Genomic DNA, 25,252 nt, shown 5'->3' on the forward strand with positions numbered 1-25,252 from the left:
ACAGGCCTCGACCGTGAGCTTCTACGACACCGGTGTCACTGCAGAAGAAGGCCTCTGGGCAAGGAGCGGATGGGCCGGCCACAGCTGAAATCGCCCAACGCCATCCACTCTTTTTGTCCTATAACCCGAAATTGGCACAACAAAAAACCCTCACTCTGAACGAGTGAGGGTTTTTGCCTAGTTGGTGACCCCAGCGGGATTCGAACCCGCGTTGCCGCCGTGAGAGGGCGGAGTACTAGGCCGCTATACGATGGGGCCGTGCTGACTTCGCTTCAGGAATCACTTCCCGCTGCCGTGGCAACGTATATATTTTTGCACGCCGTGAACTTCACTCGCAAATCGAAGCCCACAATCGGCAAGTCGCAAGCAATAGCCTCAGTTTTACGCCCTCCGTCACCCGCGCGCTGGCCTGTTCCACACATCAAGATCTCAGGGCGACCCGCTCCCCGAGTGACACCACACTCACCCCGAGAAACAAAAATCCCTCACCTGTAACAGGTGAGGGATTTTGCCTAGTTGGTGACCCCAGCGGGATTCGAACCCGCGTTGCCGCCGTGAGAGGGCGGAGTACTAGGCCGCTATACGATGGGGCCGTGCTGACTTCGCTTCGGGAATCACTTCCCGCTGCCGTGGCAACGAGATATATCTTGGCATGCGCCACGCACTCCGCGCAAATTGAGCCACTCTGCCCGGGAGTGTCACGCATAACGGCCAGTCAGCGCAGAATGCGCCGGCCTGGCCGTTATGGAGATTTCTGCAGCTCAGATGCGTCGCGACACGAGCAGCCCCACAGGAGCGTGCAGCAGGCGGACGACTACGGCTTGACCGCGCGCTCCGCCACGAACTGGCGCAGCTGCGCTTCGTCGTTTGCCATCTCAGTCACGTGCTGCGGCAGATCGAGCAGGCCTGCGAGGTGCTCTGGCATGCCGAGCTGCTTACCGGTCGCTTCGAGGACGATCTCGGGGAACTTCTCCGGCTTTGCGGTCTCGAGCACCAACATTGGCACACCGGGCTCGAGATGCTCGCGTGCAACCTTCACACCGTCTGCGGTGTGGGGGTCAATAATGACGCCAGTATTCTCGAAGGTCGAGCGAATCGTGGCTACGCGATCCGCGTGCGTGCTCGTGCCACTGACGAAGCCAAACTCGCCCTCAAGGCGGGGCTGCTCTGCGGTGAGGTCAATCTTGCCGGTCTCGTCAAGTTCACGCCATGCTGCAGAGAGACGCTCACCATCACGGCCGAGCAGATCGTAAATGAATCGCTCAAGGTTCGATGCCTTCGAGATATCCATCGAAGGGCTCGAAGTGAGGTAGGTCTCAGCCGAGCTACGTGGAGCGTACATGCCCGTGCGGAAGAACTGGTCAAGCACGTTGTTCTCGTTCGCGGCAAGAACCAGCTTGCGCACAGGCAGACCCATCGTCTTTGCCATGTGACCCGACAGGATGTTGCCGAAGTTACCCGAGGGAACAGTGAACGAGACCTCATAGCCAGCACGTTCGGTGACGGGCAGCGAGTCGGTGACACGCAGCCATGCCCAGAAGTAGTAGACCATCTGTGCACTGATGCGGCCGAGGTTGATCGAGTTCACGGTACCGAGGTGGTTCTCGCGCTTGAACTCAAGGTCGCCCGAGAGCGCCTTGACGAGGTTCTGGCAGTCATCGAACACACCCTCAAGCGCGATGTTGTGGATGTTCTCATCATCGAGCGAGTACATCTGCGCACGCTGGAAGTCACTCATGCGACCCTGGGGCGACAGCATGAAGACTGAGATGCCCTCCTTGCCGCGCAGTGCGTACTCAGCAGCCGAACCGGTGTCGCCAGAGGTCGCACCAACGATGTTGAGCGTGCGGTCGGTACGTGCGAGCACGTACTCAAGTGACTGACCAAGGAACTGCATTGCCATGTCCTTGAACGCGAGCGTCGGACCTTCCGAAAGGCCAACGAGCGTGATATCTTCGTCGAGCTTCGTAACGGGAACGACCTCGTCTGCAACAAACGACTCACGCGTGTATGCGCGGGCACACATCGCATCAAGGTCGGCGCGGGGAATGTCGTGCGCGTACAGGCTCAGCACCTCGGCTGCGAGCTCAGGGTACGAAAGGTCACGCCACGATTCGATCGTTTCGCTCGTCACCTGGGGAACCGTCTCGGGAACTACGAGGCCGCCATCAGTCGCGAGACCCTCGAGGAGTACCTCGCCGTACTCTGCCGGATCCATACCCCCACGGGTCGAAATGTACTTCACGTCGCTCCTTTGGCCGTGTCCAGGCCACTCCAGGCCAGTCGTCCGTCGCCACATCACTGCGTGCCGACCTTCCTCATTCTTCCAGGATTCACATGCCGACGCGAAACTTGAATAGTTTTCTCACGGATCTTTACGCTTTTGCCGACTACGGTTATGCGCAGGACACTTTACGACGCAAAGGATGTACCCGGTATGAAGAACGCGAACAACCTCCGCAAGAAATTGACCATTCTGGCGGGGGCTGGCGCTATCACGGCGCTCGCGCTCGGCGGCCTGACGGCTTGCTCGACGGGAAGTGACGCAGATTACGTCGCACAGACCAAGTTTGATTCGGCCCCGGCAAATATGCAGTCGGGTGGCGCAGTGTTCACCTCCACTGATGCGGTTGTCGCGTCGGAGCCGCTCACACAGGGCGCGGATCGCGTAGCTGTTGACCCCACCACGCTGAAGGCCCCCACTCAGGTTTCGGTCTTCGTTGACTTCATGTGCCCAGCGTGTGGCGCGTTTGAGCAGAGCTTTGGCGACATGCTCACTGAGAAGCTTGATGCGGGTGAGATCTCAATGGAGATCACCCCGATGACCTTCCTCAACCGCATGTCGCAGGGCACCGACTACTCGACTCGCGCGGCAAACCTCTTCGCCTGCACCGTTTCGCAGCAGCCCGAACACGCATATGAGGTGCACTCCTCGCTGTTTAGCTCGAAGGTCCAGCCGGCAGAGAACACCAAGGGCCTCTCAAACGACGAGCTCGTCAAGGTCGCGACCCGCGCAGGCGTTGAGGCAACGCAGGAGTTCATTGACTGCGCAAAGACCACCCCCTACGCAGAATTCCTCGACACCAATTCCGATGAGGTGCTCAACGGCGCTGGCGTAGTCCAGCTCGCCGATGGCGCAAAGCTTCTTGACCAGTACGGCCAGCCGCAGGCCGACGGCCCGCAGCGCCTCATGGGCACCCCGCTCGTGCTCATCAACGGTGAGCAGTGGGACTACTCGGTTGATCCCGATCTCGAAAAGGCTCTTGCAGCAGCCGCGAAGTAGATTACGCTCGAACTATTCATAGTTCTGGCACAGGGGGTTAATCCATGCTTAAGGGATTCAAAGAGTTTTTGATGCGCGGCAACGTCATCGACCTCGCGGTCGCTGTCGTAATCGGCGCAGCGTTCAATGCAGTCATTGATCGCGTAGTGACGTCGTTCATCAATCCGATCATCGGAATGGTCTTCAAGGCCGATTCGCTCGACGGCGCGATGGTGGTCACCCTGCCCGGTGGCGGCGCTCTCGCCTTCGGCGCGGTACTTGGCGCCCTGCTGAACTTCGTCATCGTTGCGGCGGTTGTGTACTTTGTGTTTGTTCTCCCCATGAACAAGCTCAAGGGCAAGCCTGCTGAAGAAGCCCCCGCTGGTCCTTCGACTGATGAGCTCCTCACTGAGATCCGCGATCTCTTGAAGGCACAGAACGAAGCGAAGTAGTTCCGGTTACCCGCTTCACGCACCGAGGGGTGCAGCCGATTCGTTCGGCTGCACCCCTCGGTGTTTGCGCGCTGGAGCGATTGGGATCCGCGCTTGTGCTAGGCAGTGGGCGGATCGGCCTGAGGCTTCGGATCGCCCGCAGTGTTCTCGGCGTCGGGATCCGCGTCGGGACTATCGATTTTCTCACCAACCGTGAGCGAGGCATCACCCGAGGCAGCGCGTGCCGGCGGATCTTCTGATGGCGGCTGGATACGACCTGGCTCGAGCGTACGGCGTACGTCCTCAGCGGTGATCGTATCGATTGGACCAGTCGTGGCATCGATGTACCACTCAGTGAGCGCGGGATCTTCACTGTCGAAGCCTGCGCCCGCACCCTCGGCTGCGGGCACTTCGCTCGCTTCAAACACAAAGTCGTCACCGAACTCATCGATACCGCGACGCACGCCCTGCGCAATGGCTGCGCGGGCATAGCGGCGACGAATGATGAACGGATCCGTGCGTAGTTCCTTCGCCCACGAGAACATGATGCCGATCACGATGATCGCAAACGGCAGCGCAGAGACCACCATGATCGACTGCAGTCCTGACAACGCCGTCCGGCCACCTGCGAGCAGGAGCGCCGCCGCAATCGTACCGAGCAGCACGCCCCACAAGATCGTGACCCACTTCGCGGGCTCAGGCCTACCGGACTGCGACATCGAGGCCATCACAATCGAGGCAGAATCGGCAGCCGTGACAAAGAAGATAATGACGGCAATCATTGCGATAACCGAGGTAATCATGCCGAGCGGGAGCCGCTGCAGCATCTGGAAGAGCACTTCCTCGCTCGTGCCACCCGACTGCAGATCGACCCCCTGTTGGGTCATCCAGATCGCGGTTCCGCCGTAGACCACGAACCAGGCGATCACGATGGCCGAGGGCACAAAGATCACAACGGTCACAAACTCACGCAGGGTACGACCGCGTGAAATCTTCGCGATAAACATGCCGACGAAGGGCGTCCAAGACACCCACCAAGCCCAGTAGTAGGTCGTCCATGAACCAAGGAATTCGACGGCCTCAGGGCCATCATTCGCGTTCAGCGAGAGCATCGCGCCGAGTTGGTTGAAGAACTCGACGAGCGAGGCAGGCATGTAGTTCAACAAGAACACGGTCGGGCCGGCGATAAGGACAAACAGGCCAAGCAGGCCGGTAAGGAACATGTTGGTGTTCGACAGAATACGGATGCCACGCTTGACCCCTGAAACCGCCGAAGCGATAAAGAGCGCAGTCAAGATGGCGATTGAACCGATGAGGAACATATTCCCCATCTCGCCGAGGCCGGTCACCAGCATGAAGCCACTCTGAATCTGGAGTGCGCCGATGCCGAGCGAAACGGCCGTGCCAAACAGCGTGACGACGATGGCGAAGAAATCAATCAGACGGCCAAGCACACGGTGACTTGAACCTGGGAATACGGGTTCGAACAGCGCTGAGATGAGCGGCGCACGTCCGCGACGGAACGTGCTGTATGCAATCGCGCCACCGACGAGTGCGTAGAACGCCCACGCAATCGGCCCCCAGTGCAGAATGGTCTGTGCCATCGCGGGGAGCGCAGCAGCGGGCGTACCGCCCACCACGGCCTGACTGGGCGAGGGGTTCTGGAAGTACGTCAGCGGCTCAAGTGGACCGTAAAAGAGCAAGCCGATGCCCAGGCCTGCAGCGAAGAGCATCGATACCCACGAGGTGGTTGAGTATTCTGGCTCCTCCTCATCAGCACCGAGTCGAATGCCACCGGTTCTGCCGTAGCCGACCACAATCATGAAGAGCGCAGCGACGATCGCAAGCGCCCCAAATAGCCAGCCGAAGTTCATCGTCACCCAGGTCAGCGAGGTTGACCCGACGTCGAGGAGGTTTTCTGGCGCGATGAACGCCCATGCGATCACCCCGAGCGTTGCGACAACCGCACCGCCGAGGACAAATTTGTTGGTAGGGAAACGCGTACCGGTCTGCTCAACACCAATTCCTGGGAGCAGCGCCGGGTGCGGAATTTGGGTCGTGTCCGAAACTCCTTGAAGTGCGCGCGCTAATCGTTTTGTCGAATTTGGCTGCTTCATACCTTCCGACACTATCGAGGTCCGTACGGAGTCTCATCTTTCTCTCTGTTTCCACGAAACTTCCTGAATGCCTTGCAACGCACCCCCACAGCAGATATGGGTAGTATCTAAACAGTTCTGTGTTTTCAACGCAGATGGTGCGTCGGGAAGTCTGGTCGACAGTCTGTTTCTCACACCCTAGGAGCCTCATGGCTGAACCACATCCCGCAGCATCATCCTCGACGGATGCCGCTCCCGCAACACCGCCCCTTCGCGGATCCGCAATCGGAAACTTCTTGCGCCGCGAAACCGTCGGAGGCATGCTGCTCGTAATTGCAGCAATCATCGCTCTTATCTGGGCAAACTCACCCGCAGCCGACAGCTATTTCGCGCTCCGCAACTTCACCATTGGCTACGAGCCATGGCACTTGAATCTGTCGCTTGGCCAGTGGGCATCAGACGGTCTCCTCGCGATCTTCTTCTTCGTCGTCGGCCTCGAACTGAAGCGTGAGTTCGTCACAGGCGACCTGCGCAAATTCAGCACCGCTATTGTGCCGATTGCCGCTGCCGCAGGTGGCGTCGCAGTTCCCGCGATCATCTATGTTGCCCTGCTCCACAACGAACCGGATCTGCTTGGTGGTTGGGCGATTCCGACAGCGACCGATATTGCCTTTGCAGTTGCTGTGCTTGCAATTATTGGTTCTTACCTCCCGAGCGCGCTGCGAATCTTCTTGCTCACGCTTGCGGTCGTTGACGACCTCATTGCTATTGGCATCATCGCCATCTTCTACACGGATAGCCTGCATTTCGTGCCGCTGCTGCTTTCCTTGCTCGTCATCGCGGTGTACGGCTTTGTTGCCCAGCGGTGGCAGTCGGCGTTCCTCACCCGCCCGCTCCTCGCGTGGGCAGTCTTGCTCCCGCTCGGATTTGCGGCGTGGGCACTCATGCACGCATCGGGAATCCACGCAACAATTGCTGGTGTACTCCTCGGCTTCACCATTCCGGTCCTTCATTCACGCCGGAACTCGCAGCCCTCGAACGCGCCTGGCCTTTCTGAGAGTTTGGAGCACCGCTTTGGCCCGATGTCAGCCGGCTTTGCCGTCCCCATCTTTGCGTTCCTCGCCGCTGGCGTGAACATCGGCGGCTGGGATGGCGTTCAAGCAGCTGTCACAGCGCCGCTCACACTCGCCATCGTCGCTGCGCTTGTCGCAGGAAAGCCCATCGGGATCACGCTGGTGACCTGGCTGATGACGCTCATCACCCGCAAACCGATCGACCCGTCAATCCGCTGGATCGACCTCATTGGCATGGGGGCGCTCGCGGGCGTCGGCTTCACCGTCTCGCTGCTCGTCGCTGAGCTGAGCTTCCCGGAGGGGAGTTTCGAACAGTCTGACGCAAAGGTCGCCATCATTGCGGCATCGCTCGTTGCGATTTTGGTCGCGTCGATCATCCTGGTGCCCCGCAACCGCAAGTATCGGCGGATCGCGAAGCCTCCCCGCACACGCACCTACTAAGCCTGAGCTCACCAAAAATGGCGGGGCGTATGCAGTATTCGCATACGCCCCGCCATTTCAGTCACTAGGCAAGTGACAGGAACAACTTCTCAAGCTCTTCCGGGTTCGGGTTGTTTGCGTCTTCTGGGTTGGTCATGCAGTCCTTGAGTGCAGACGAGATCACCAGGAACCCTGCCCGATCGAGCGCTTTCGAGACGGCAGACAGCTGCTGCACGACATCACGGCAGTTGTCTCCGCGCTCCACTGCAGAGATCACGGCACCGAGCTGACCCTGAGCGCGCCGCAAACGATTCAATACCTTGCGCTGCGCTTCAGCATCATGCTGGCTCGCCTCGGGCGTTTCGACGGTCTGCTCAGTCAAGAGATCCTCCAAATGTTCAAGGTACCCTCAGGATACCCCGCAGTGTATACGTTTCCTTGAGCGCCGCGTTACCGTTCGCGCCGCCCCTTGTCTTTCTCACGCACGGCAGCCGCCCGCGCATTCGCCAGGTCTCGCGTGGCCACCTGATGCACGACCTCGGCACGCCGCACGCGGTATTCAGCCATGGTTTCGGGTTCTGGGTTCCCAGCTTTGCGATCCGCCAGTTCCCTGGTCGTCGTCACGATGTAGCTCCCCGCAAGCAAGATCACCTGCGCCGACAGGTTAAACCAGAGCAGCAGCGCGATCAGCGCCGCAAATGAGGCGAGCAGCGGGTTCGACGTTGCGCCACGCACAAACAGGCCAGAGAGCTCCTGCAACACCGTCAGGCCGATGCCACCGAGCAGGGCGCCAGCCCAGAACGCACGCCCAGCCGCACGGAACCCCGAGAGCAGGGAGAACGCAATCGCGATGGCCAAGGTGTCGATCACCAGCACCGCGACCACTCCGAGCACCTGGGTGAGCACACGCATTACCGGCGAGGTTTCTGCGATACCGATCCACGATGCGAGCGCGCCGACACCGATCGAGTTCGCGACACTGAGGCCAGCTGAAACCACGAGCAGGCTACCGAACCCAATTGCGACGAGGAGGTTGCGCAACACCACCCAGACGAAGAATCCGTCGTCGTGGAGCTCGTCTGCAATTTCGCGGAAGCCCACGCGCAGGCTACCGATCGCGCTGATGGCAGCACCGATGAGGCCGACGAGCGAGAGCGCACCGACGATCGTGAACGCCGAAGGCATGTTCACCTGTTCAAGATCAACGAGATCCAGCACGCCGGGAACCACACGAGACAGCGCGGCTTCGAGTGAGCGCATCGCCGAGGGGTCTCCCCCAACCCAGAGTGCAGCAAACGAAAAGACCAGCAGAATTCCGGCGAACACGCTAAAGAGCGCCCGGTACGTGATGGAATCAGCGTAGGTTGCGCCGCGATTCTCGTCGTACAGCATGAATGCTCGCACGATGCGGAGCTTCAAGATCCGCGCAATGACTCGCTGAAGCCAACCGCGCGCCGCAACCGAGGAACCACCAGCGTGGCGCTCACCAGGTGCGCCCTGTGAGCGCTGTGCGCTCGGCTCGCTCTGTGTGTCCAGTGGCTCGCTCACTGTCGGCTCCTTGTTCCATCGTGCTCTGTGCCCAGTATGCCGCTCAGCCGCATTCCTGCCTAGCGGCATACTGGGCACAGAGCTCCTAGCGAACGAGAATATCGGTACCGAGCACGTCACGCAGCGTGTTCATGCCTCCCGACATCGACGCCGAATCAAAGCCAGCCTGCACAAGCACGCGATTGGCGATATGCGATCGCACACCCGAACCGCACAGTGCGCGAACGGGTCGACCCGCAGCCGCATCGTGCACCTCGCGAATGCGCTCACGCAGTTCCGTGTGCGGAATGTTCAGCGCGCCAGGAAGATGCCCCGACTCGAACTCGCCGACGCTGCGCACGTCAAGAATGAGCGCCTCCTCACGCAGCGATTCCCACTGCTCCGCGTACCAGAGCGTGAGCGTGCCATCGACCACGTTCGAACCAACCATGCCGATCATGTTCACCGGATCCTTCGCGCTGCCATACACGGGCGAGTATGCGAGATCAAGGTCGATGAGATCCGCTGCCGTGAACTGCGCGCGGATCGCGGTCGCAAGCACGTCGATCCGTTTGTCAACGCCCTCCTTACCGACGCCCTGAGCGCCGAGCACGAGTCCGTCACTCTTGCGGATGTGCACCACAAGCGCCATCGAGGTCGCACCAGGGAAGTAGCCGGCGTGCTGTGCCGGGTGCAGGTGGAGCGTCTCGTACGCGATGCCCGCCTGGTCGAGCGACGCGCGGTTCGCGCCGGTCATTGCCGCGGTCAGTTCGCCGACGCGTACGATCGCGGTACCCACTGGAGCCGGCACCTTTCGGGCGACCGCTGGCCGCAGAATTGCGTCGGCGATCTGGCGTCCCGCGCGGTTGGCGGGGCCGGCGAGCGCGACTGGACGGCGGATCCCGGTCACCCAGTCCGTCGACACCGTTGCGTCGCCCGCTGCGTACACGTCTGCCAGGTTGGTGCGACCGTGTTCGTCTACCACGATTGCTCCGCGCTCAACTTCCACGCCGGCGGCCGAGAACACCTCGGTGTCCGGGCTTACGCCGACCGAGAGCACGATCATGTCTGCGGTGAGCCGCTGCCCATCGCTGAGGGTCACCTCGGCGCCGTCACCGGTCTCCGCAATGGCGGTCGCAGTGGTTCCCGCGTGAACTGCGATGCCAAGACGACCCAGTTCTGCCGTCACGCGGCTCGCGATTTCAGTTTCCAGCGGCGCAAGCACGTGGGGTGCAGACTGCACAATATCAACCTCGAGCCCCTGCAGGCGCAGTGCCTCTGCAGCTTCAACGCCGATGAACCCTGCGCCCAACACGACCGCGCGGCGTGCACCGGCTTCGACAGTCTCACGCAGTGCAACCGCATCGCCGACGGTGCGCAGCGTGCGCACGCGCGGCGAATCGATCCCAGTGATGTTGGGACGCACTGCGGTCGCGCCGGGCGCGAGAATGAGCGCGTCATACGTCAGCTCCTGCTCCCCCTCGGCGGTACGCACCGTAATGCGCCTTGCTGCTGCATCGAGACCCACCACGTCGTGGCCAACGCGCACGTCAAGATCGAGGGCGTCACGCAGGGTCGCGGGGGTGTGCAGCAGGAGCGACGACTCCTCTACAATCTCACCGCCAACGAAGTACGGCAGACCGCAGTTCGCGAACGAGACGTGCTCACCTCGTTCGAGCACAATGATCTGTGCGTCTTCGTCGAGGCGGCGCGCACGTGCGGCCGCGCTCATTCCCGCGGCAACTCCACCGACAACAACAATGCGCATGAGGGCTCCATTCATTCAGCTCTTCCGTTGCCAAAATTATACCCCCGGGGGTATCTAGAATGTCAAGCAAGCCATGGAGCGCACCCTGAGTGCGCCCAGAGCACACTCAGGTACTAGCGCAGCTCTGCGACCGCCAGATCCGTGCGATCAGTTACTACGCCATCAACGCCAAACTTCATGAGCACGCGCATATCGAGCGGGTTGTTCACCGTCCAGACATGCACCTCAACGCCGTTCCGGTGCGCGTGGAGCACAAGCCGTTCGGTGAGCACACGGACCGGACCGCTCTTCACCGGAATCTGGAGCGCATCGACGCCAGCAAGGGCGCGATCAATGACCCAGGGCGAGCGGGTGGCGAGCGCGCCAAGCAACGCCATGATGCCACGCTTGCCAGGTGAGGTCGCAGCTCGAGCGCCGCGATCGCGCGCTGCCGCAAGCGCACGAGTACGGGCCCGATCTGAGAAGCTCGTGAGGAGCACGCGATCCGCCGCCCCCGCAACAATCCAGCCGGTCTGCTCGGCAGCAGCCGCAGCCTTTACATCGATATTGAATCGCGTGTTTGGGAATTCTGCGAGCGCATCCTCGAGCGTCACCAGCCCGCCCTTGTCGGTCATCACCGCGGCCAGTTCGGCGCGCGTGAGGGATGCGATGGTGCGCGGATCGCCAGCGACCCGAGTGAGATCCTCATCGTGGAAGCAGACCACAACGCCGTCCCGCGTGAGATGCACATCCGTTTCGACGTACTCTGCGCCAGCGGCTACGGCCGCGCGAAACGCCGCTCGAGTGTTCTCAACGATCTGGCCGCGAGCTTCGCGTGGCACAAAACCACGGTGCGCAAAGATCTTCGGTTGAGGTGCACCTACGAGGTAAGGATGAGCCATTCAGCTGCGCCCTTCTGTACGAACGAGAGACGACTCTCAGCTTACGCCAACCCGCTTTTCAGACTCGCGACTTTTCACCGATTTTCCACCCCGTTCACACACTTCTTTGGGAAGATGTGAAACATGCACATCTCCTCACGCTCAACCGGTCGCCTGCTCTTCGCAGCGGGGGTCACCGGCGCACTCGCCTTGGCGCTCACCGGCTGTGCAAGCAACGGCGCGTCCGGCCAGGCAGACACCCCAGGCATTGATTCCACCACCGACCTCAGCACCCAGGTACTCGGCACTTGGGGTTCAGTGAATGACGGCGAGCCAAACCTCACCCTCATCGATGACGGCACCTACACCGGTAACGACGGGTGCAACCAGCTCATGGGCAGCTTCTCCACATCGGGCGACACCATTACGTTCGGTTCCGACGGCGCAATGACCCTCATGGCGTGCATGGACGTTGATGATTGGCTGAACGGCATGGCGACCGGCAAGGTCGTCAACAACGTGCTCGAGATCAGCAACATCGATGGTGACGTGATCGGCACCCTCAGCCGTTAGTCAACCGCCGTTCGCGCGTCAGCGGCGCGCACTCGGATCGTCCGCACCCCACGGCTCAACGCCGAGCCGGCGCACCCAGTGTTCAGGAGCACCGTTCGCGGCCTCATACGCCGCGAGCGACGCTGGCGAATCCTGACCCGCACGCAGATACTTGCCCGACCAGGCATCGAGCTCGCCAGCGAAGATTGCAAGCACCAGGTCGCAAGTATCTGACACCGGGGTATATTCGGTGCGACCCTTGTGCAGGTCCATCGAATCAGTCATATCTGTTTTCACGACGCCTGGCGCGACCGCGAACGCGCGCAGTCCCTGCTCGAAGCCGGCCTCGTGCAGGTGACCCGCGAGCCGAATCACTCCAGCCTTGCTCGGGGTGTACGCCGACGCTTTCGCCCAATCGTTCGCTCCGGCACCGGATGCCAGCTCGACCACGCGGCCACCGCCTGCTGCCAGCATCGCTGGAATCGCCGCACGCGACACAGTGAACGACCCGATGAGGTTCGTCTCGACGACCGCACGCCACTGATCCACGTCGGCTTCCCAGAGCGGCACCTCACGATCGATCCGACCGGCCGCGTTCACCACAAGCGCGAGCGGCACCGGCATGGCAACGACAAGCTCATCGACAGCGGCCGCCACGGCCACTGCGTCGGTGATGTCTGCCGTTCGATACTCAGCAACGCCACCGGCGGCGCGAATCTCCTCAGCGACAGCTGCGAGCTTCGCCTCGTCGCGAGCGAGTAGCGCCACCGGAATGCCCGCTGCGGCGAGCGCTTTGGCAACTGCGGCTCCGATGCCGCGGGATGATCCGGTGATGAGTGCTGCGTGTGTTGCGGTCATGTCCCCAGCGTACGAGAAATCCTCGGGTCGAAGAACCTCTAAAATCGGTGTTTATGGCTATCGGTTCGACCATTCTGAATTTCTCAATTCAACTCGCTGACATTGATCGCGGCGTCTACGAGGATTTTTCATTGCGTGTTGCACGGCACCCCTCTGAGACTGAGGCGTTCATGGTGACGCGCGTGCTGGCGTACTGCCTGGAGTTCCAGGAGGGTATCGACTTTGGCGGCGGAGTTTCAACGACCGACGAGCCGACGCTGTGGGTGAAGGACCTCACTGGCAAGGTGACCTCGTGGATCGAGATTGGCGCGCCCGATGCAGCTCGCATGCATTTCGGCAGCAAGCTCGCTGACTACGCCGCCGTGTACACCCACCGTGATCCCGCGAAGGTGCTGCGCGCGTGGGAAGGCAAGACGATTTACAACGCTGAGGCACTGGTCGTGCACAGTTTTGACTCGAAGTTCATCGACGAGCTCGCTGGCGCACTTGATCGCCGCAACACCATGTCGGTATCGCGCACGGAGGGCACGCTGTACGTTGAGCTCAACGGCGCTTCGTTCGAGACCGCGATCGGCTCGCACCCCGCTGCCTAACGTTGCGGGACACTGACGGGTGGGCGGATCCGCGCCCTACTCGTTCGTCAGCAACGGCAGCGCGCGTGCACTCGTGAATGAGCGCTCGGTCCCGTCGACGGGGTCGGTGAACGAGAGCTCGTTCGCGAGCAGCTGCAGCGGGATCGTGAAGTCGTCAATCGTGACGTCGCGCTCGACCGGGTACAGCGGGTCGCCCACGATCGGGATCCCGAGGCCAGCGAGGTGAATGCGCAGCTGGTGCGTCTTGCCGGTCACCGGTGACAGCTTGTATTCCCCGAGGCGCGGGGGCGCGGCGCTGACGCCGTCAGCACCTGGCAGCTCGGGGTATGCGAGGGGCGCGGATCCACCAGCCAACTCCCCCACCAGCTCGACCAGAGATTCCGAGTTGGGTGCGGCTCCCGCAATCTCGCTCGCGCGCATGACACCGTGTTCCTTCACGATGTGGCTGCGCACGACGGTCGGGCTTGCGAGGTCGTCACGCAGCGGGGCGATCGCGCGGTAGGTCTTCGTGATCTGGCCGTACTGGAACATCGACTGGTACGGCCCCCGCCACTGCCGCTCCTTCGCGAGGAGCAGAAGGCCGCTCGTCACACGGTCGAGGCGGTGCATGGGTGTCAGCTCTGGCAGGCCGAGCTCGGCGCGCAGTCGCACAACGACGCTCTGCATCACGTGCCTGCCGCGCGGAATCGACGACAGGAACGGCGGCTTGTCAACGACCATGATGCGCTCATCTTCAAACACCGTGTGGATCTTGCCCGGCACCGTCGCCTCTTCGCGCAGGTCACGATGGAACCAGACGAAGGTGTACGGCAGGTACGGGTCTTCTGCCCTGACGGGCTGGCCGTCTGCGAGGACGAACCGCTCCTCGGCGATGCTCGCATCGACGTCCATGTGTACGCGCAGGCGATCATCGAGCCAGTCGCGCATCGTCAACCACGGGCTCGGCTGATTGCGGTCGAAGCCGTCAGTGCGTAGCCACGCAGGATCGAGACCATTGCGTTGCGCAAGCGGAGACTTCGGGGGCATCGTTCAATCTTACCGGGGCGCGGATCAGCGATTCCCGCACGGGCGCTGGCCTCGCGCGGGAGCTAGCTCTTGAGCGCGAACTTGCGCGCGGTCGCGTTGATGAGGGCGGCGAGGAGCGTGCCAACGATGACGCCGACCGCGAGGTTCGAGGTGGCCACCACAAGCGCCACCGTGATGACCATGACCATCGTGTCGCGCTTGGGGAGCGTCTTCAGCCCGCGGGGCGTGATGCTGCGCCAGTCGAAGGTCGCCACACAGACCATAATCATGATCGCGACGAGCGCCGCCATCGGGATCATCGCAACGAGGTCCCCGAACACCACCACGAGCAGGAGCAAGAAGCCACCGGCGCAGAACGTCGAGATGCGGGTGCGGGCGCCCGAGACTTTCACGTTGATCATGGTCTGGCCGATCATGGCGCAACCGCCCATGCTGCCAAAGAAGCCAGACACGATGTTTGCAATGCCCTGACCCCACGCCTCACGGGTCTTGTTCGATGGCGTTTTCGTGATGTCGTCGACGAGCTTCGCGGTCATGAGCGACTCCATGAGTCCGACGAGTGCCATGGCGATTGCGTACGGCGCAATGATCGCGAGCGTGTGGAGGTTGAGCGGCACGTTCGGGACGAAGAGCTCGGGCAGGCTGTGCGGCAGCTCGCCCTGATCGCCAACGTTGGGCACGTTGATGGCGAAGAGAATTACGACCGCGGTGATGATGACGATCGTGACGAGCGGCGCTGGGACCGCGCGCGTGAAGCGCGGCAGGACCGCGAGGATCACGAGGCCACCAGCAACGAGCAGATACACCGGCCACGGCACATCGATGAGGTGCGGCAACTGCGCAATGAACACGAGTATCGACAGCGCATTCACAAAGCCAGTCATCACGCTGCGCGGCACAAATTTCACGAGCTTGGCGACGCCAAACACCGCGAACAGAATCTGGAAGACGCCAGCGAGCATGACCGTGGCAATGAAGTAGTCCATGCCGTAGATGCGCGATACCGGTGCGATCACGAGCGCGACGGCGCCGGTCGCCGCGCTGATCATCGCCGGGCGACCGCCGACGAACGCGATCGTCACTGCCATCACGAAGGCGGCGAACAGGCCAACCTTCGGATCGACACCAGCGATGATCGAGAATGAGATCGCCTCTGGGATGAGCGCGAGACCAACTACGAGTCCCGCGAGCACCTCGCGAGTGAGCAATCGCGGCGAGCGCAGCGCGGTGAGAACCGTTGGTGGGTGCGCGGATCCGCTCATCTTCGTGGCCGTCTGATTCTCGCGCTGCATACTTCGTTCTCTCCTTCTGCGGCCATTTCCCATCGCGACACTGGCAAGGAAGAAACGGCCGCAGACCAGTTTACGCAGCCTGGGGCGGTGCGAGGAGCGTGCCCTTGATGACCGAGCCGTGGAAGGTGCGCGATGCCGCGATGATCCACGCGGCGACCAGACCGATGTAGTAGATCACGGCGAGCACCTGAACCGCGACGAGGCCGGTGTGCGCCGCAAGCCCGTTGAGGCCGGTCACACAGGTGCCAACGGGGAACGTGAAGGACCACCAGGTCAGACTGAAGGGCAGGCCAGCGCGTGCCGTGCGAATGGTGATGGCGAGTGCGACCGTTGTCCAGAGCAGTCCAAAGCCGAGCATTGCAAAGCCGTAGATCAAGCTGAAGGTGTTGAGGCCCGCGGCGATCTCATCGCTCACGACGCCGCTCGCGTTTGCACCGAGCAGCGAGGCCGCGGTGATCGACTGTCCCACGGGGCCAAGCACGATCCAGAGCGTCGGAACCATGCCCGCTGCACCGACACCGTGCTGCATAAGTCGGCTCCAAATGAGCGAGATGATGATGACCGCTGACATGAGCGTGAGCCCGAAGAAGCCGTAACAGGTCCAGAGCAGCGTCTCGCGGAGCTGTCCCGCCGGAGCGTATGGCAGCAAGAGCGCGCCACCGGTCGCCGAGACCATGGGTGGCACGACCGGCATGAGCCAGCCACCAAAGGCAGCCTCAGGCTGGTAGTCGTGGCGCGTGAACGCGAGGTAGGGCACCATGACCGCGGTAATGAGTCCGCCGATGGTACCGATCGTCCAGAGCACCCAGTCGATCGAGACCGCGGCGTCGATACCGATCCAGTCTTTGCCGAGCAGCAGCGTGCCCGTACCGACGGTCATAAACGCCATGGGCGGAGCGCCGTAAAAGTGCGAGATCACCGGGTGCAAATGATGTTTCGAAGCGGTGCCGCGGAATCGGATCCAATGCAGCACCGTCGCCACAGTGAGCGCCACCAAGAGCACCGCCGCGAGCGCCAAGATCACCGTCGCCGCGGTGCGCAGTCCGGGAAACTGCAGTGGCAGTGAGGCTGCGGCAATCGCGACAATACCGGTGCCCATGATCGAGGCATACCAGTTCGGGGTGAGGTTCGAGTAGATCTCACGCGGGGTGCTGAGCGCCGCGAAGAGGCGGCGCGGCGCCTGCCCGTGTTGCGCAGCAGGCGGCGTGTTCTGGGGCGGTGCAATGGTGGTTGCGGTCATGTATCTAGTCTGGCGCGCGACAGCTTTGGCTACTACGTCGGTCAGCTTGGTAGGGCACAATAGATCATTGTGACCTCCAACCGACGCATCACCGACCGCACGCTCGACCTCGACACGATCGAGGTGCTCGAGCAGGTCGCCGCGACCGGTTCCATCACTCGCGCCGCAGAATCCCTCGGCGTCACCCAACAAGCGGTCTCTGCACGGGTGCGGATCGCGGAGCGCACGGTCGGCCATCAACTTGTGCGCCGTTCCCCCTCCGGCTCGTCGCTCACAGAGACCGGCAGGTTTGTACTTGGCCTTGCCCAGCCGGTCCTCGAGGCCGCAGATCGTCTTGACGCCGGCGTGCGAGCCCTCCAGCAGCCCAGTGGCGAACTCGTCGTTGCAGCCTCACAGACGATTGCCGAACTCATGCTTCCCGACTGGCTCCTCGAGTTCCAGCGACGTGCACCATCAGTGACGGTCCGGCTTGTGGCGGGCAACTCGACGACGGTGGCTGATCTGGTGCGGTCAGGATCCGCCCACCTCGGATTCTGCGAAGGCCCGCACGCGCCAGTCGGCCTAAACACGGCCGATGTCGCAAGCGACGAACTCGCAGTGGTCACGTCACCCACGCATCCGTGGGCACACACGGTGTCAATCACGCCCGAGATGCTTGCAGCCACTCCCCTCCTCGTGCGTGAGGAGGGCTCGGGGACGCGCGCCACAATCGAGAGCTATCTCGGTGCCGCTGGACACAGCCTCGCAACGCCCGCCGCGGTGCTCGAGACGAGCGGCATCATTCGCGCGAACGCCCGCGCTGGCATCGCCCCTGCGGTGCTGAGCCTGCAGCTCGTTGAGGGTGAAATTGCGCTCGGCCACTTGGTGCGAGTACCCCTCAGCGGACCCGCGATGACTCGGGTATTTCGCGGGGTCTGGAACGGTCAGCTGTCGCCGCTGGCGCGACGATTCTTAGCTGTCGCTTCGGAGTAGCGCTACGTTCGGAGCAACTGTGCCTCCGCGTGAAGCCCCAAGGAGGAAGCGAGTCCCCCGCGAGCACTTCTCCACGACCTATTCCGTTCGTTCGCTTGAGCTGCCATGCTGTGATCTATGACAGAGAAAACGCTTCGGGAGCTCATTACCATTCCTTGGCTCGACGAACTCGTCTTGGATCTTCCGGGCGCCGTCACGTTCGTGAAGCCTGAATGGGACGCGTACGTTCTCGCGGTCGGCACAAAGCAGTTCGCCAGGCTCGGCGAAGACGGCGAAGGAATTCCCTCAATCACGCTCAAAGGCGATCCGCACGAGAACAGTGCACTGCGCCAGGCCTATCCCGAAGTAGTGCCCGGGTACTACTCGAACAAGGTGCATTGGAACACCATCCGCTTCGTGCCAGAAGCAACGATCCCCGCAGAACGTGTTCGTGAGCTTCTTGAACACGCCTATGAGATCGTGTTTGGTTCACTCTCAAAGAAACTCCAAGCTGAGTTGCGCCACGGCTCAGCCGGCACAGCCGACGGCCAGAACTGATGTTCGCCGCATCGCAGCCGTGAAGGAGCGAACATGAGCGACACTACCCCTTGGAGTGCATCGGACGCCGCACCACTCTTGCTGCCACCCGATGCCCGCGATCACAAGTACAGCCGCGGAGTCCTCGGCCTGCGCACCGGGTCGCCCACGTATCCCGGCGCTGCGGTGCTCGGCGCCGAGGCCGCCTGGCGCACGGGAATCGGTCTGGTCCAGTTCGTACCGCAGATCGATGCGAGCGCACCCCCGTTCGGCCTTCCAACCCCGGCTGCTGCGGTGCTTACGGCGCGACCCGAGACCGTGATTTCCCCGGCGGATCGCAAACTCACCGCCTGGCTCATCGGCAGCGGCACTGATCCGGCCGAGCGCTCCCCCTCCGAAACTGCCGCGCTGCGCGAGATCCTTGCGGGAGAACGCTCCGTCGTCGCGGACGCTGGCGCGCTCGAGCTCGCCGCACGCACGCGCCTCTCCGCGCCTCCGCAGGCACCCCTCGCCCTCACACCCCACGCAGGCGAGTTTGCGGCGCTGTGGCGCGCGCTTGACCGCCCGCAGCCCACGGATGATGCCGAGGCTGCCACTGAGCTCGCCACGGCCCTCACCTGCACGGTCATGCTGAAGGGCTCGGTCACACTCGTCGCAGCGCCAGATGGCTCACTCCTGCGGGTGGGACCTGCGACTCCGTGGCTCGCGACCGCCGGCACCGGAGACGTCCTCGCAGGGATCCTCGGCGCTCTCACCGCCCGGCACGCGACGCGCATCACCACGACTGGACGCCAGTTCGCCGAGCTCGCCGCTACTGCCGCGTTACTGCACGACGCGGCAGCTCGCCTCGCTGCCGGGCCGTCGCCCCAGGGCCGACCGATCACTGCCCGCGACGTGGCGGATCACCTGCCCGCTGCAATCGAACGGCTCACCGCGTAGTTCCTCTTGCCGTAAGGCACAGGAAATTGCTGCGCCACGGGCTGGCTGGGCAGGAGTTTTCACCCGCTCAGGGGAACCCCTGATCCGCCCCTGACACAACCCTGAATTCAGCGGAAACCACTGTTCACGATTGGGGCTGATCGCTAGCCTGGAAAGGACACCAGATACGAGGAGGCCACGATGGCAAGCAATAGGTTTTTTGAAGCACTCCACCGTTCCCCAGTGAAGCGCGGCCCAAGCCGTGTGCTCGGCGGCGTCTGTGGCGGCATCGCTCATAAACTCGGCTGGCGACCAAGCATTGTTCGGGTGCTGACTGCGATTGCGTTTCTGCTGCCAGTATTCGGCCTTGGCTGGTATCTCGCGGCATGGCTCCTGCTTCCGAAAGCAGATGACGACTCGATCATCGCTGAGCGGCTGTTCACTTCAAACAGCTAGCGTGTGAGGCTGGCCAACGGTGGCCAACCGCACCAGCTTTCAGAAAAGCAACAACCCCTTGAGTTTCAATGAAACTCAAGGGGTTGTATTTCGCTGGGATACCAGGACTCGAACCTAGAATGACGGTACCAGAAACCGTAGTGTTGCCAATTACACCATATCCCAATGTGGGTTGTTGTCTTTCAGAAGTTCTTGCGAACCGCTCCAACGAGATATAACTTTACCCACTGGAATGCCTGTCGGCAAAATCGAGGCCCCTTCTGCGCGTTTCCCGCGCGCGTTGCGTTGATTTATCAACGTTTTTGGCGGGGACTCCTCACGCGGTTATCCGGTCGCGAACGAGTGGGGCTTGGGCAAAGTTCTTCGGATCCGCGTCAGAATCAATACTCCATGCACCCTCAAGTGCCTCGATCGCCCGTGCAAAGCGGCCCGCATCGTCAGCGGAGAGGGTCATGAGCGGCCGACCGGCCACGACTAGGTCGCCCGGCTTCGCGTGCAGGTCGATTCCCGCGGCGAACACGACCGCGTCGTCCGCACGGGCACGACCAGCGCCGAGCCGCCATGCGGCCACGCCCACCGCAAGCGCATCGAGCCGCGTGAGCACGCCGGTCGTCGGCGCGACAATCGTGTGGGTCTCGCGTGCGGTTGGCAGCGCAGCAGCTGGGTCGCCGCCCTGGGCGCGGATCATCCGCTCCCACGTGTCCATCGCACGGCCGTCGTCGAGGGCTGCGTCAACATCGGCGTCGGGCTGGCCCGCGAGCGTGAGCATCTCGCGTGCCAGGGTCACCGTGAGTTCACGAACGTCGGCTGGACCGCCACCGGCAAGCACCTCAACCGACTCCCGCACCTCATTCGCATTGCCGATCGCGCGGCCAAGTGGCGTATTCATATCTGTGAGCAACGCGGTCGTGCGCACACCGGAGTCGACGCCGAGTGCGACCATCGTCTCAGCGAGCTCACGGGCGAGCGCGTAGTCCTGCATAAATGCGCCTGAACCGAACTTCACGTCGAGCACGAGTGAGTCGGTACCTTCAGCAATTTTCTTCGACATGATGCTCGACGCGATGAGTGGGATCGAGTTCACCGTCCCCGTGACGTCACGCAGCGCGTACAGCTTCTTGTCTGCGGGCGCGAGACCGGAGCCGGCAGCGCAGATCACCGCACCAACTTCTTCAAGCTGAGCGAACAACTCCTCGTTCGTTAGCGCCGCGCGCCACCCAGGAATGGACTCGAGTTTGTCGAGCGTGCCGCCCGTATGTCCAAGGCCGCGCCCAGATAGCTGCGGCACGGCTACCCCAAACGAGGCAACGAGCGGAGCGAGTGGCAGCGTGATCTTGTCGCCGACGCCACCGGTCGAATGCTTATCGACGGTCACCTTTGACAGCGCACCAAACGACATCCGCTCCCCCGACGCGATCATCGCGTCGGTCAAGATCCGGATTTCTTCACGCGCCATCCCATTCAAGAAGACGGCCATTGCAAACGAAGCCATCTGCGGGTCCGAGACATACCCGCGAGTGTACGCGTCAACAAACCAGCGCAGCTCTGCTTCAGGCACGGCGCCGCCATCACGCTTCGCGCGGATCACATCAACAGCATCAAACGGTTCAAGCATGGAATTCGTCCTTCTCTCGTCCTCTGACTCTTGCGGGCACGTGCGCCGGAACTAGCCGGGGCGCACCTCGTCAGCACTGAATGCCGCTGGCAGGAGTTCTTCCAGCGAGTACTGGCGATCCGCCCCCTGCAAGACAAAGCTCGCAGCCGCATGCTCAGAAATCAGCTGACGGCACCGACCGCACGGCATTACGATGCGCGGATCAACGTCAACATCACCACCAACGCACACCAGCGCGGCGAGCTCGCCACCACCTGAGGCGTGCAGCTCTGACACCACACCGCACTCAGCACAGAGTGTGAGGCCGTAGGAGGCGTTTTCAACGTTGCAGCCGGTCACGATGCGAGGAACGCCGAGGCCGTGGCCGGATCCGCCAAACACGAGCGCCGCGGCGCCCACCGTGAAGTTCGAATACGGCGCATAGGCACCAACGCGTGCACTCACAGCTGCTGCGTGCAGCTGATCGAAGAGATCAGGGGTGCCCTCGGTCATGACTGCACGCCACGGAAGCTCTCAGTGACCGGGTCAGCGCCGCGACCATCAAGCGCATCGATGTACCGCAGCACGATGCCCTCGCGCAGCGCCCAAGGCGAGATCGTCAGCGTCTCAACGCCGAAGACCTTCATCGCGGTGCGCAGCACAACCGCGCCGGCAATAATCTGGTAGCCGCGCTCGGGGGTAATGCCCGGCAGGTACTCGCGCACCGAACCCGGCATCTGGCGCAGCGTTGGTTCCCACTCGCGCAGACCCGCATAGTGCAGCTGAGCGAGGTCACCGGTGACCGGATCGGGCGGCCCACCAACAAGACGGGCCAATGAGCGAATCGTCTTCGAGGTGCCGACGACGCGCTTCGGCTTGGGACGGTCGGCGAAGAGCTCATCACGAACCTTCGTGAACTCAGCGCGCGCATGGGCACGGAGCGCCGACACTGCCTCGCGCGAGGGCGGATCTTCCCGCAAGTAGTTAATCGTCGTGCGACCGGCACCCAGTGGCAGCGACACCTGCACCTCGGGGTACTCGTCAACACCCTGCGCGATCTCGAATGAGCCGCCACCAATGTCAAAGAGCAGGATCTCTCCTGCCGACCACCCGAGCCAACGTCGCACCGCGAGCATCGTGATCCGCGCTTCATCTTCGCCGGACAGGACTTGCAAGGGGATTCCCGTTTCACGCTCGATGCGGGCAAGCACCTCTGGGCCGTTTGCTGCCTCGCGGATCGCGCTCGTCGCGGTCGCAATCAGGTCGTCGACACCGATCTCACGAACGACGCGAACCGCGTTGCGGATCGCATCGACGAGCAGCTGCACGCCCTCCTCAGTAATGGCACCCTCGGCATCGAGGTACCGCATGAGGCGCAGCGTGGTGCGCTCACTCTGGTAAGGATTGGGGCTCGCGCCCGGGTGGGCGTCGACCACGAGCAGGTGGACAGTGTTGGATCCGACATCGATGACTCCGAGGCGCATGTGGATGAGTCTATCCACGACCACCGACAAGTGCAGTGCAGGTGTGATCAACACGGTGCGATTGCCTCGAGATTCCGCTTGGCTCGCACCGTCAGCAGAGCAGGCTCGTCGATCTACGGTACTCCCCGGCGGCAACGCAGTAGGGGTTTCCAGAAGAAATCCCCCAAATAACGGCTCACGCAAAGGATTCCCATACAGATAACAGAATCTTGCGTACGCTTGAAGTATCAGCCTGCTTGGTGCGGGCTGTCCATGCCCGCGCTCTCATTCAAGGAGAAGAAGCACCATGACGAACCTGCCACCCGAGGGCACGCAGAACCCTGACGAGAACGGGCCCGAGGTTACCCCCGAGGCAGTTCCCGCGGCTCCCGAAGCTCCCGCAGCTGACCAGCCTGCGGCGCCCGCTGCTCCTGCAGCACCTGCTAACGATGCTCCTGCAGCACCTGCAACACCTGCAACACCGGCGGCACCCGCAGCACCCGCAGCACCCAACGCTCCCGCATACGGCGCTCCTCCGGCAGATGCTGGCTACACCGCGCCTCCCGCGTACCCCGCTGCACCGGCTGCACCTGCCTATGGCGCACCCGCAGCTCCCGCTTATGGCGCACCTGCGTACCAGCAGGCTGCTCCCGGTTACCCGTATCAGCAGCCGCAGTACGCACCGCAGGGCGCTGGCGTTCCCGGCCCCGGTGAACCCTTCGACGGCGCGATTGACCCTATGGACCTCAGCCGCCCACTGTATGGCGCGACCTTCGGTCAGGCAATCAAGCGTTACTTCAAGTCCTACGCCAAGTTCTCTGGCCGCGCATCGCGTAGCGAGTACTGGTGGTCATACCTGTTCGTATCGTTGCTTGCGATCATCCCGACGATCATTTTCACCATCGGCATGTTCATGGTGCTGCCAGCTCTGTCGTACATGGATTACTACAGCTATGACTACGACTACAACTACAACCCGTACATGGGTGCACCAAGCGCAGGCGGCGTGCTCATGATGGTCGTCGGCGGAATCATGCTTCTCGTACTCTGGCTCGGCACCCTCGTCCCGCAGATCGCGATCTCGTGGCGCCGACTGCACGATGGCAATTTCCCCGGCCCCCTCTGGCTCATCGGCCTCGCCGGGTTCATCCCCTACCTCGGCTACGTAGCCAGCATCGCGCTGATCGTATTCTTCATCCTGCCGTCGAAGGCAGCAGGACGCCGCTTCGATCGCGACCTCACCTACGCGCAGCCAGTCGCGCAGCAGACCCCGTACCAGTACCCACCCCAGGCGTAGTCCCGGTACAACGCACAATGGCCCTGACGGCCGCCGCATCGCTTCTGATGCAGGCGGCTGTCAGGGCCATTTGCTTTCTCTGGAGGGGCGGATCCACCCACCCACTCAGTGATCAACGCTGTCAGAGGCAACCGCTAGGGTGAACCCATGCCAAAGCTCGCGAAAGACACCACACCACAGCTCAGTCCACTTCATCTGCCACACCTCGCGGAGGGCTACGTCGGAGATCTCGAGCCGGGATGCGATCTTGACGGGATCCAATTCTCAAAAGTCGAGCTGCCCAATGACTTGTCTGGCGCATCGTTCCTCGACTGTGAGCTCGTAGATTGCTCTGTGGAGCGTTTGCAGCTCCGTGGTGGCCGAATGATTCAGACTCACCTCAATCGCCTTGCAGCGCCGGGCCTCGCAGCGAACGGTAGCACCTGGCGGGATGTCGTGATCACGGCGTCACGACTTGGCGCAGTGGATGTCCCTGACGCAGAATTTCGCCGAGTGCTCATTGTTGATTCGAAGCTCGGCTGGGTCAATCTTCGTGGCGCAAACGTGCGCGACGTCCTTTTCCGCAATTGCACGCTCGACGAGGTCGACTTCGGTGGAGCAAAGGTCGATCGAGTGAAGTTCGAGAACTGCCGCACACGGAAGCTGACGCTCAACCGCACGCAGGCGAAGAACCTCGATCTCCGAGGTCTCGACTTTGCAGCGTTTGAGGGCTTCGAAGGCCTGCGCGGAGCAGTGCTCTCACACGAGCAGCTCATGTATATGACTACGGCCTTCGCTGAGCACCTGGGCATCACCGTAGCGGACTAACCACTCAATAACGCCGCACAGGGGTGCGGGCGAGCGGAACGCTTCAATGCCCGTGCTAGCCCGTTCCCCTCCCCCGTACATGCAGTGCCGTTGCGTCGCGTGAGGTGCCTGGTTGTGGGTACAAAAAAAGGGGGCCCGCCCCCTAGCCCCTCCCCCTACAACAGGAAAAGAAACCAGGGAACGAACCCCCAATAAAACAGTGAAAGGGAAACAACACGCTTGCACTCATTG

General features: G+C 62.3%; 23 protein-coding genes, 3 tRNA genes and 1 pseudogene. 11 read left to right on the forward strand and 16 right to left on the reverse strand.

All coding sequences use genetic code 11. The annotated features are described in order from the left end of the window. Nucleotides 1-182: 182 nt before the first annotated feature. The 3 genes from ICM05_RS12320 to thrC all read right to left on the reverse strand — a co-directional run bounded on the left by ICM05_RS12320 (nt 183) and on the right by thrC (nt 2,245). Nucleotides 183-258, reverse strand: a tRNA-Glu gene (locus tag ICM05_RS12320). Nucleotides 259-517: 259 nt separating this feature from the next. Beyond that, a tRNA-Glu gene (locus ICM05_RS12325) sits at nt 518-593 on the reverse strand. A 221-nt stretch (nt 594-814) separates the two neighbouring features. Further along, a complete protein-coding gene (gene thrC / locus ICM05_RS12330; RefSeq protein ID WP_188024927.1) occupies nt 815-2,245 on the reverse strand; it encodes a threonine synthase in 1,431 nt (476 codons plus the stop codon). 192 nt (nt 2,246-2,437) lie between these two features. Between thrC and ICM05_RS12335 the strand changes: the two genes are divergently transcribed. Both ICM05_RS12335 and mscL read left to right on the forward strand, forming a co-directional pair. Then, the gene (locus ICM05_RS12335; protein ID WP_188024928.1) at nt 2,438-3,283 is read left to right on the forward strand and encodes a thioredoxin domain-containing protein; all 846 of its coding nucleotides are present in this window, start codon (nt 2,438-2,440) and stop codon (nt 3,281-3,283) included. A 44-nt stretch (nt 3,284-3,327) separates the two neighbouring features. Beyond that, complete coding sequence (mscL, locus tag ICM05_RS12340) at nt 3,328-3,714, forward strand: large conductance mechanosensitive channel protein MscL (RefSeq protein WP_188024929.1); 387 nt, start codon at nt 3,328-3,330, stop codon at nt 3,712-3,714. A 98-nt stretch (nt 3,715-3,812) separates the two neighbouring features. Here the strand turns inward: mscL and ICM05_RS12345 are convergent, their stop codons facing one another. Next, nucleotides 3,813-5,810 carry a BCCT family transporter gene (locus ICM05_RS12345; protein ID WP_188024930.1) on the reverse strand — a complete coding sequence of 666 codons (1,998 nt, stop codon included), beginning with the start codon at nt 5,808-5,810 and terminating at the stop codon, nt 3,813-3,815. A 188-nt stretch (nt 5,811-5,998) separates the two neighbouring features. Between ICM05_RS12345 and nhaA the strand changes: the two genes are divergently transcribed. Continuing rightward, nucleotides 5,999-7,303 carry a Na+/H+ antiporter NhaA gene (gene nhaA / locus ICM05_RS12350; RefSeq protein WP_188024931.1) on the forward strand — a complete coding sequence of 435 codons (1,305 nt, stop codon included), beginning with the start codon at nt 5,999-6,001 and terminating at the stop codon, nt 7,301-7,303. A gap of 64 nt (nt 7,304-7,367) precedes the next feature. On the opposite strand, the gene ICM05_RS12355 is transcribed toward nhaA, so the two are convergent. The 4 genes from ICM05_RS12355 to ICM05_RS12370 form a co-directional block, all read right to left on the reverse strand. Beyond that, complete coding sequence (locus ICM05_RS12355) at nt 7,368-7,664, reverse strand: metal-sensitive transcriptional regulator (protein WP_188024932.1); 297 nt, start codon at nt 7,662-7,664, stop codon at nt 7,368-7,370. A gap of 68 nt (nt 7,665-7,732) precedes the next feature. After that, nucleotides 7,733-8,830 (reverse strand): YihY/virulence factor BrkB family protein, encoded by a 1,098-nt coding sequence (locus tag ICM05_RS12360; protein WP_353055912.1) that lies wholly within the window; start codon nt 8,828-8,830, stop codon nt 7,733-7,735. An 85-nt stretch (nt 8,831-8,915) separates the two neighbouring features. Next, on the reverse strand, nt 8,916-10,577 hold the full coding sequence (locus ICM05_RS12365) for an FAD-dependent oxidoreductase (RefSeq protein WP_188024933.1): 1,662 nt from the start codon (nt 10,575-10,577) through the stop codon (nt 8,916-8,918). 113 nt (nt 10,578-10,690) lie between these two features. Further along, nucleotides 10,691-11,458 (reverse strand): glycerophosphodiester phosphodiesterase family protein, encoded by a 768-nt coding sequence (locus ICM05_RS12370; RefSeq protein ID WP_188024934.1) that lies wholly within the window; start codon nt 11,456-11,458, stop codon nt 10,691-10,693. A 123-nt stretch (nt 11,459-11,581) separates the two neighbouring features. On the opposite strand from ICM05_RS12370, the gene ICM05_RS12375 reads away from it, so the two are divergent. Beyond that, nucleotides 11,582-12,010: an META domain-containing protein gene (locus tag ICM05_RS12375; protein WP_188024935.1), complete on the forward strand. Its 429-nt coding sequence runs from the start codon at nt 11,582-11,584 to the stop codon at nt 12,008-12,010. An 18-nt stretch (nt 12,011-12,028) separates the two neighbouring features. Here the strand turns inward: ICM05_RS12375 and ICM05_RS12380 are convergent, their stop codons facing one another. Next, nucleotides 12,029-12,847: an SDR family NAD(P)-dependent oxidoreductase gene (locus ICM05_RS12380; RefSeq protein WP_188024936.1), complete on the reverse strand. Its 819-nt coding sequence runs from the start codon at nt 12,845-12,847 to the stop codon at nt 12,029-12,031. Between the two features lie 53 nt (nt 12,848-12,900). Between ICM05_RS12380 and ICM05_RS12385 the strand changes: the two genes are divergently transcribed. Further along, entirely contained in the window at nt 12,901-13,440 is a 540-nt protein-coding gene (locus ICM05_RS12385) for a YaeQ family protein (protein ID WP_188024937.1), read from the forward strand. A gap of 36 nt (nt 13,441-13,476) precedes the next feature. On the opposite strand, the gene ICM05_RS12390 is transcribed toward ICM05_RS12385, so the two are convergent. The 3 genes and pseudogenes from ICM05_RS12390 to ICM05_RS12400 form a co-directional block, all read right to left on the reverse strand. Next, nucleotides 13,477-14,466 (reverse strand): pseudouridine synthase, encoded by a 990-nt coding sequence (locus ICM05_RS12390; protein ID WP_188024938.1) that lies wholly within the window; start codon nt 14,464-14,466, stop codon nt 13,477-13,479. 98 nt (nt 14,467-14,564) lie between these two features. Next, nucleotides 14,565-15,758: pseudogene (locus ICM05_RS12395) on the reverse strand (SulP family inorganic anion transporter); the annotation flags it as partial. 70 nt (nt 15,759-15,828) lie between these two features. Beyond that, on the reverse strand, nt 15,829-16,998 hold the full coding sequence (locus tag ICM05_RS12400; RefSeq protein WP_188024940.1) for a TDT family transporter: 1,170 nt from the start codon (nt 16,996-16,998) through the stop codon (nt 15,829-15,831). A gap of 69 nt (nt 16,999-17,067) precedes the next feature. Here ICM05_RS12400 and ICM05_RS13015 point away from each other — a divergent pair, with 69 nt between their 5' ends. From ICM05_RS13015 to ICM05_RS12420, 4 genes are all read left to right on the forward strand, one after another. Then, nucleotides 17,068-17,970 carry a LysR family transcriptional regulator gene (locus ICM05_RS13015; RefSeq protein ID WP_188024941.1) on the forward strand — a complete coding sequence of 301 codons (903 nt, stop codon included), beginning with the start codon at nt 17,068-17,070 and terminating at the stop codon, nt 17,968-17,970. 117 nt (nt 17,971-18,087) lie between these two features. Then, nucleotides 18,088-18,507 (forward strand): MmcQ/YjbR family DNA-binding protein, encoded by a 420-nt coding sequence (locus tag ICM05_RS12410; protein WP_188024942.1) that lies wholly within the window; start codon nt 18,088-18,090, stop codon nt 18,505-18,507. Nucleotides 18,508-18,540: 33 nt separating this feature from the next. Continuing rightward, on the forward strand, nt 18,541-19,425 hold the full coding sequence (locus ICM05_RS12415) for an ADP/ATP-dependent (S)-NAD(P)H-hydrate dehydratase (protein ID WP_188024943.1): 885 nt from the start codon (nt 18,541-18,543) through the stop codon (nt 19,423-19,425). A gap of 180 nt (nt 19,426-19,605) precedes the next feature. After that, entirely contained in the window at nt 19,606-19,860 is a 255-nt protein-coding gene (locus tag ICM05_RS12420) for a PspC domain-containing protein (RefSeq protein WP_188024944.1), read from the forward strand. Between the two features lie 93 nt (nt 19,861-19,953). Here ICM05_RS12420 and ICM05_RS12425 read toward each other — a convergent pair. The 4 genes from ICM05_RS12425 to ICM05_RS12440 form a co-directional block, all read right to left on the reverse strand. Then, nucleotides 19,954-20,025, reverse strand: a tRNA-Gln gene (locus ICM05_RS12425). Between the two features lie 151 nt (nt 20,026-20,176). Further along, nucleotides 20,177-21,475 (reverse strand): thymidine phosphorylase, encoded by a 1,299-nt coding sequence (locus ICM05_RS12430; protein WP_188024945.1) that lies wholly within the window; start codon nt 21,473-21,475, stop codon nt 20,177-20,179. 51 nt (nt 21,476-21,526) lie between these two features. Further along, a complete protein-coding gene (locus tag ICM05_RS12435; RefSeq protein WP_188024946.1) occupies nt 21,527-21,967 on the reverse strand; it encodes a cytidine deaminase in 441 nt (146 codons plus the stop codon). After that, the gene (locus ICM05_RS12440; RefSeq protein ID WP_188024947.1) at nt 21,964-22,938 is read right to left on the reverse strand and encodes a Ppx/GppA phosphatase family protein; all 975 of its coding nucleotides are present in this window, start codon (nt 22,936-22,938) and stop codon (nt 21,964-21,966) included. The genes ICM05_RS12435 and ICM05_RS12440 overlap by 4 nt, the downstream gene beginning before the upstream one ends. A 286-nt stretch (nt 22,939-23,224) precedes the next feature. Here ICM05_RS12440 and ICM05_RS12445 point away from each other — a divergent pair, with 286 nt between their 5' ends. Together ICM05_RS12445 and ICM05_RS12450 are read left to right on the forward strand one after the other, a co-directional pair. Next, nucleotides 23,225-24,214, forward strand: coding sequence for a DUF805 domain-containing protein (locus ICM05_RS12445; RefSeq protein ID WP_188024948.1), 990 nt, complete (start codon nt 23,225-23,227; stop codon nt 24,212-24,214). A gap of 147 nt (nt 24,215-24,361) precedes the next feature. Further along, a complete protein-coding gene (locus ICM05_RS12450) occupies nt 24,362-25,021 on the forward strand; it encodes a pentapeptide repeat-containing protein (RefSeq protein ID WP_188024949.1) in 660 nt (219 codons plus the stop codon). The last annotated feature ends 231 nt before the right edge of the window (nt 25,022-25,252 follow it).

The sequence above is a fragment of the Leucobacter sp. cx-42 genome, assembly GCF_014529985.1.
Taxonomy (GTDB): Bacteria; Actinomycetota; Actinomycetes; order Actinomycetales; family Microbacteriaceae; genus Leucobacter.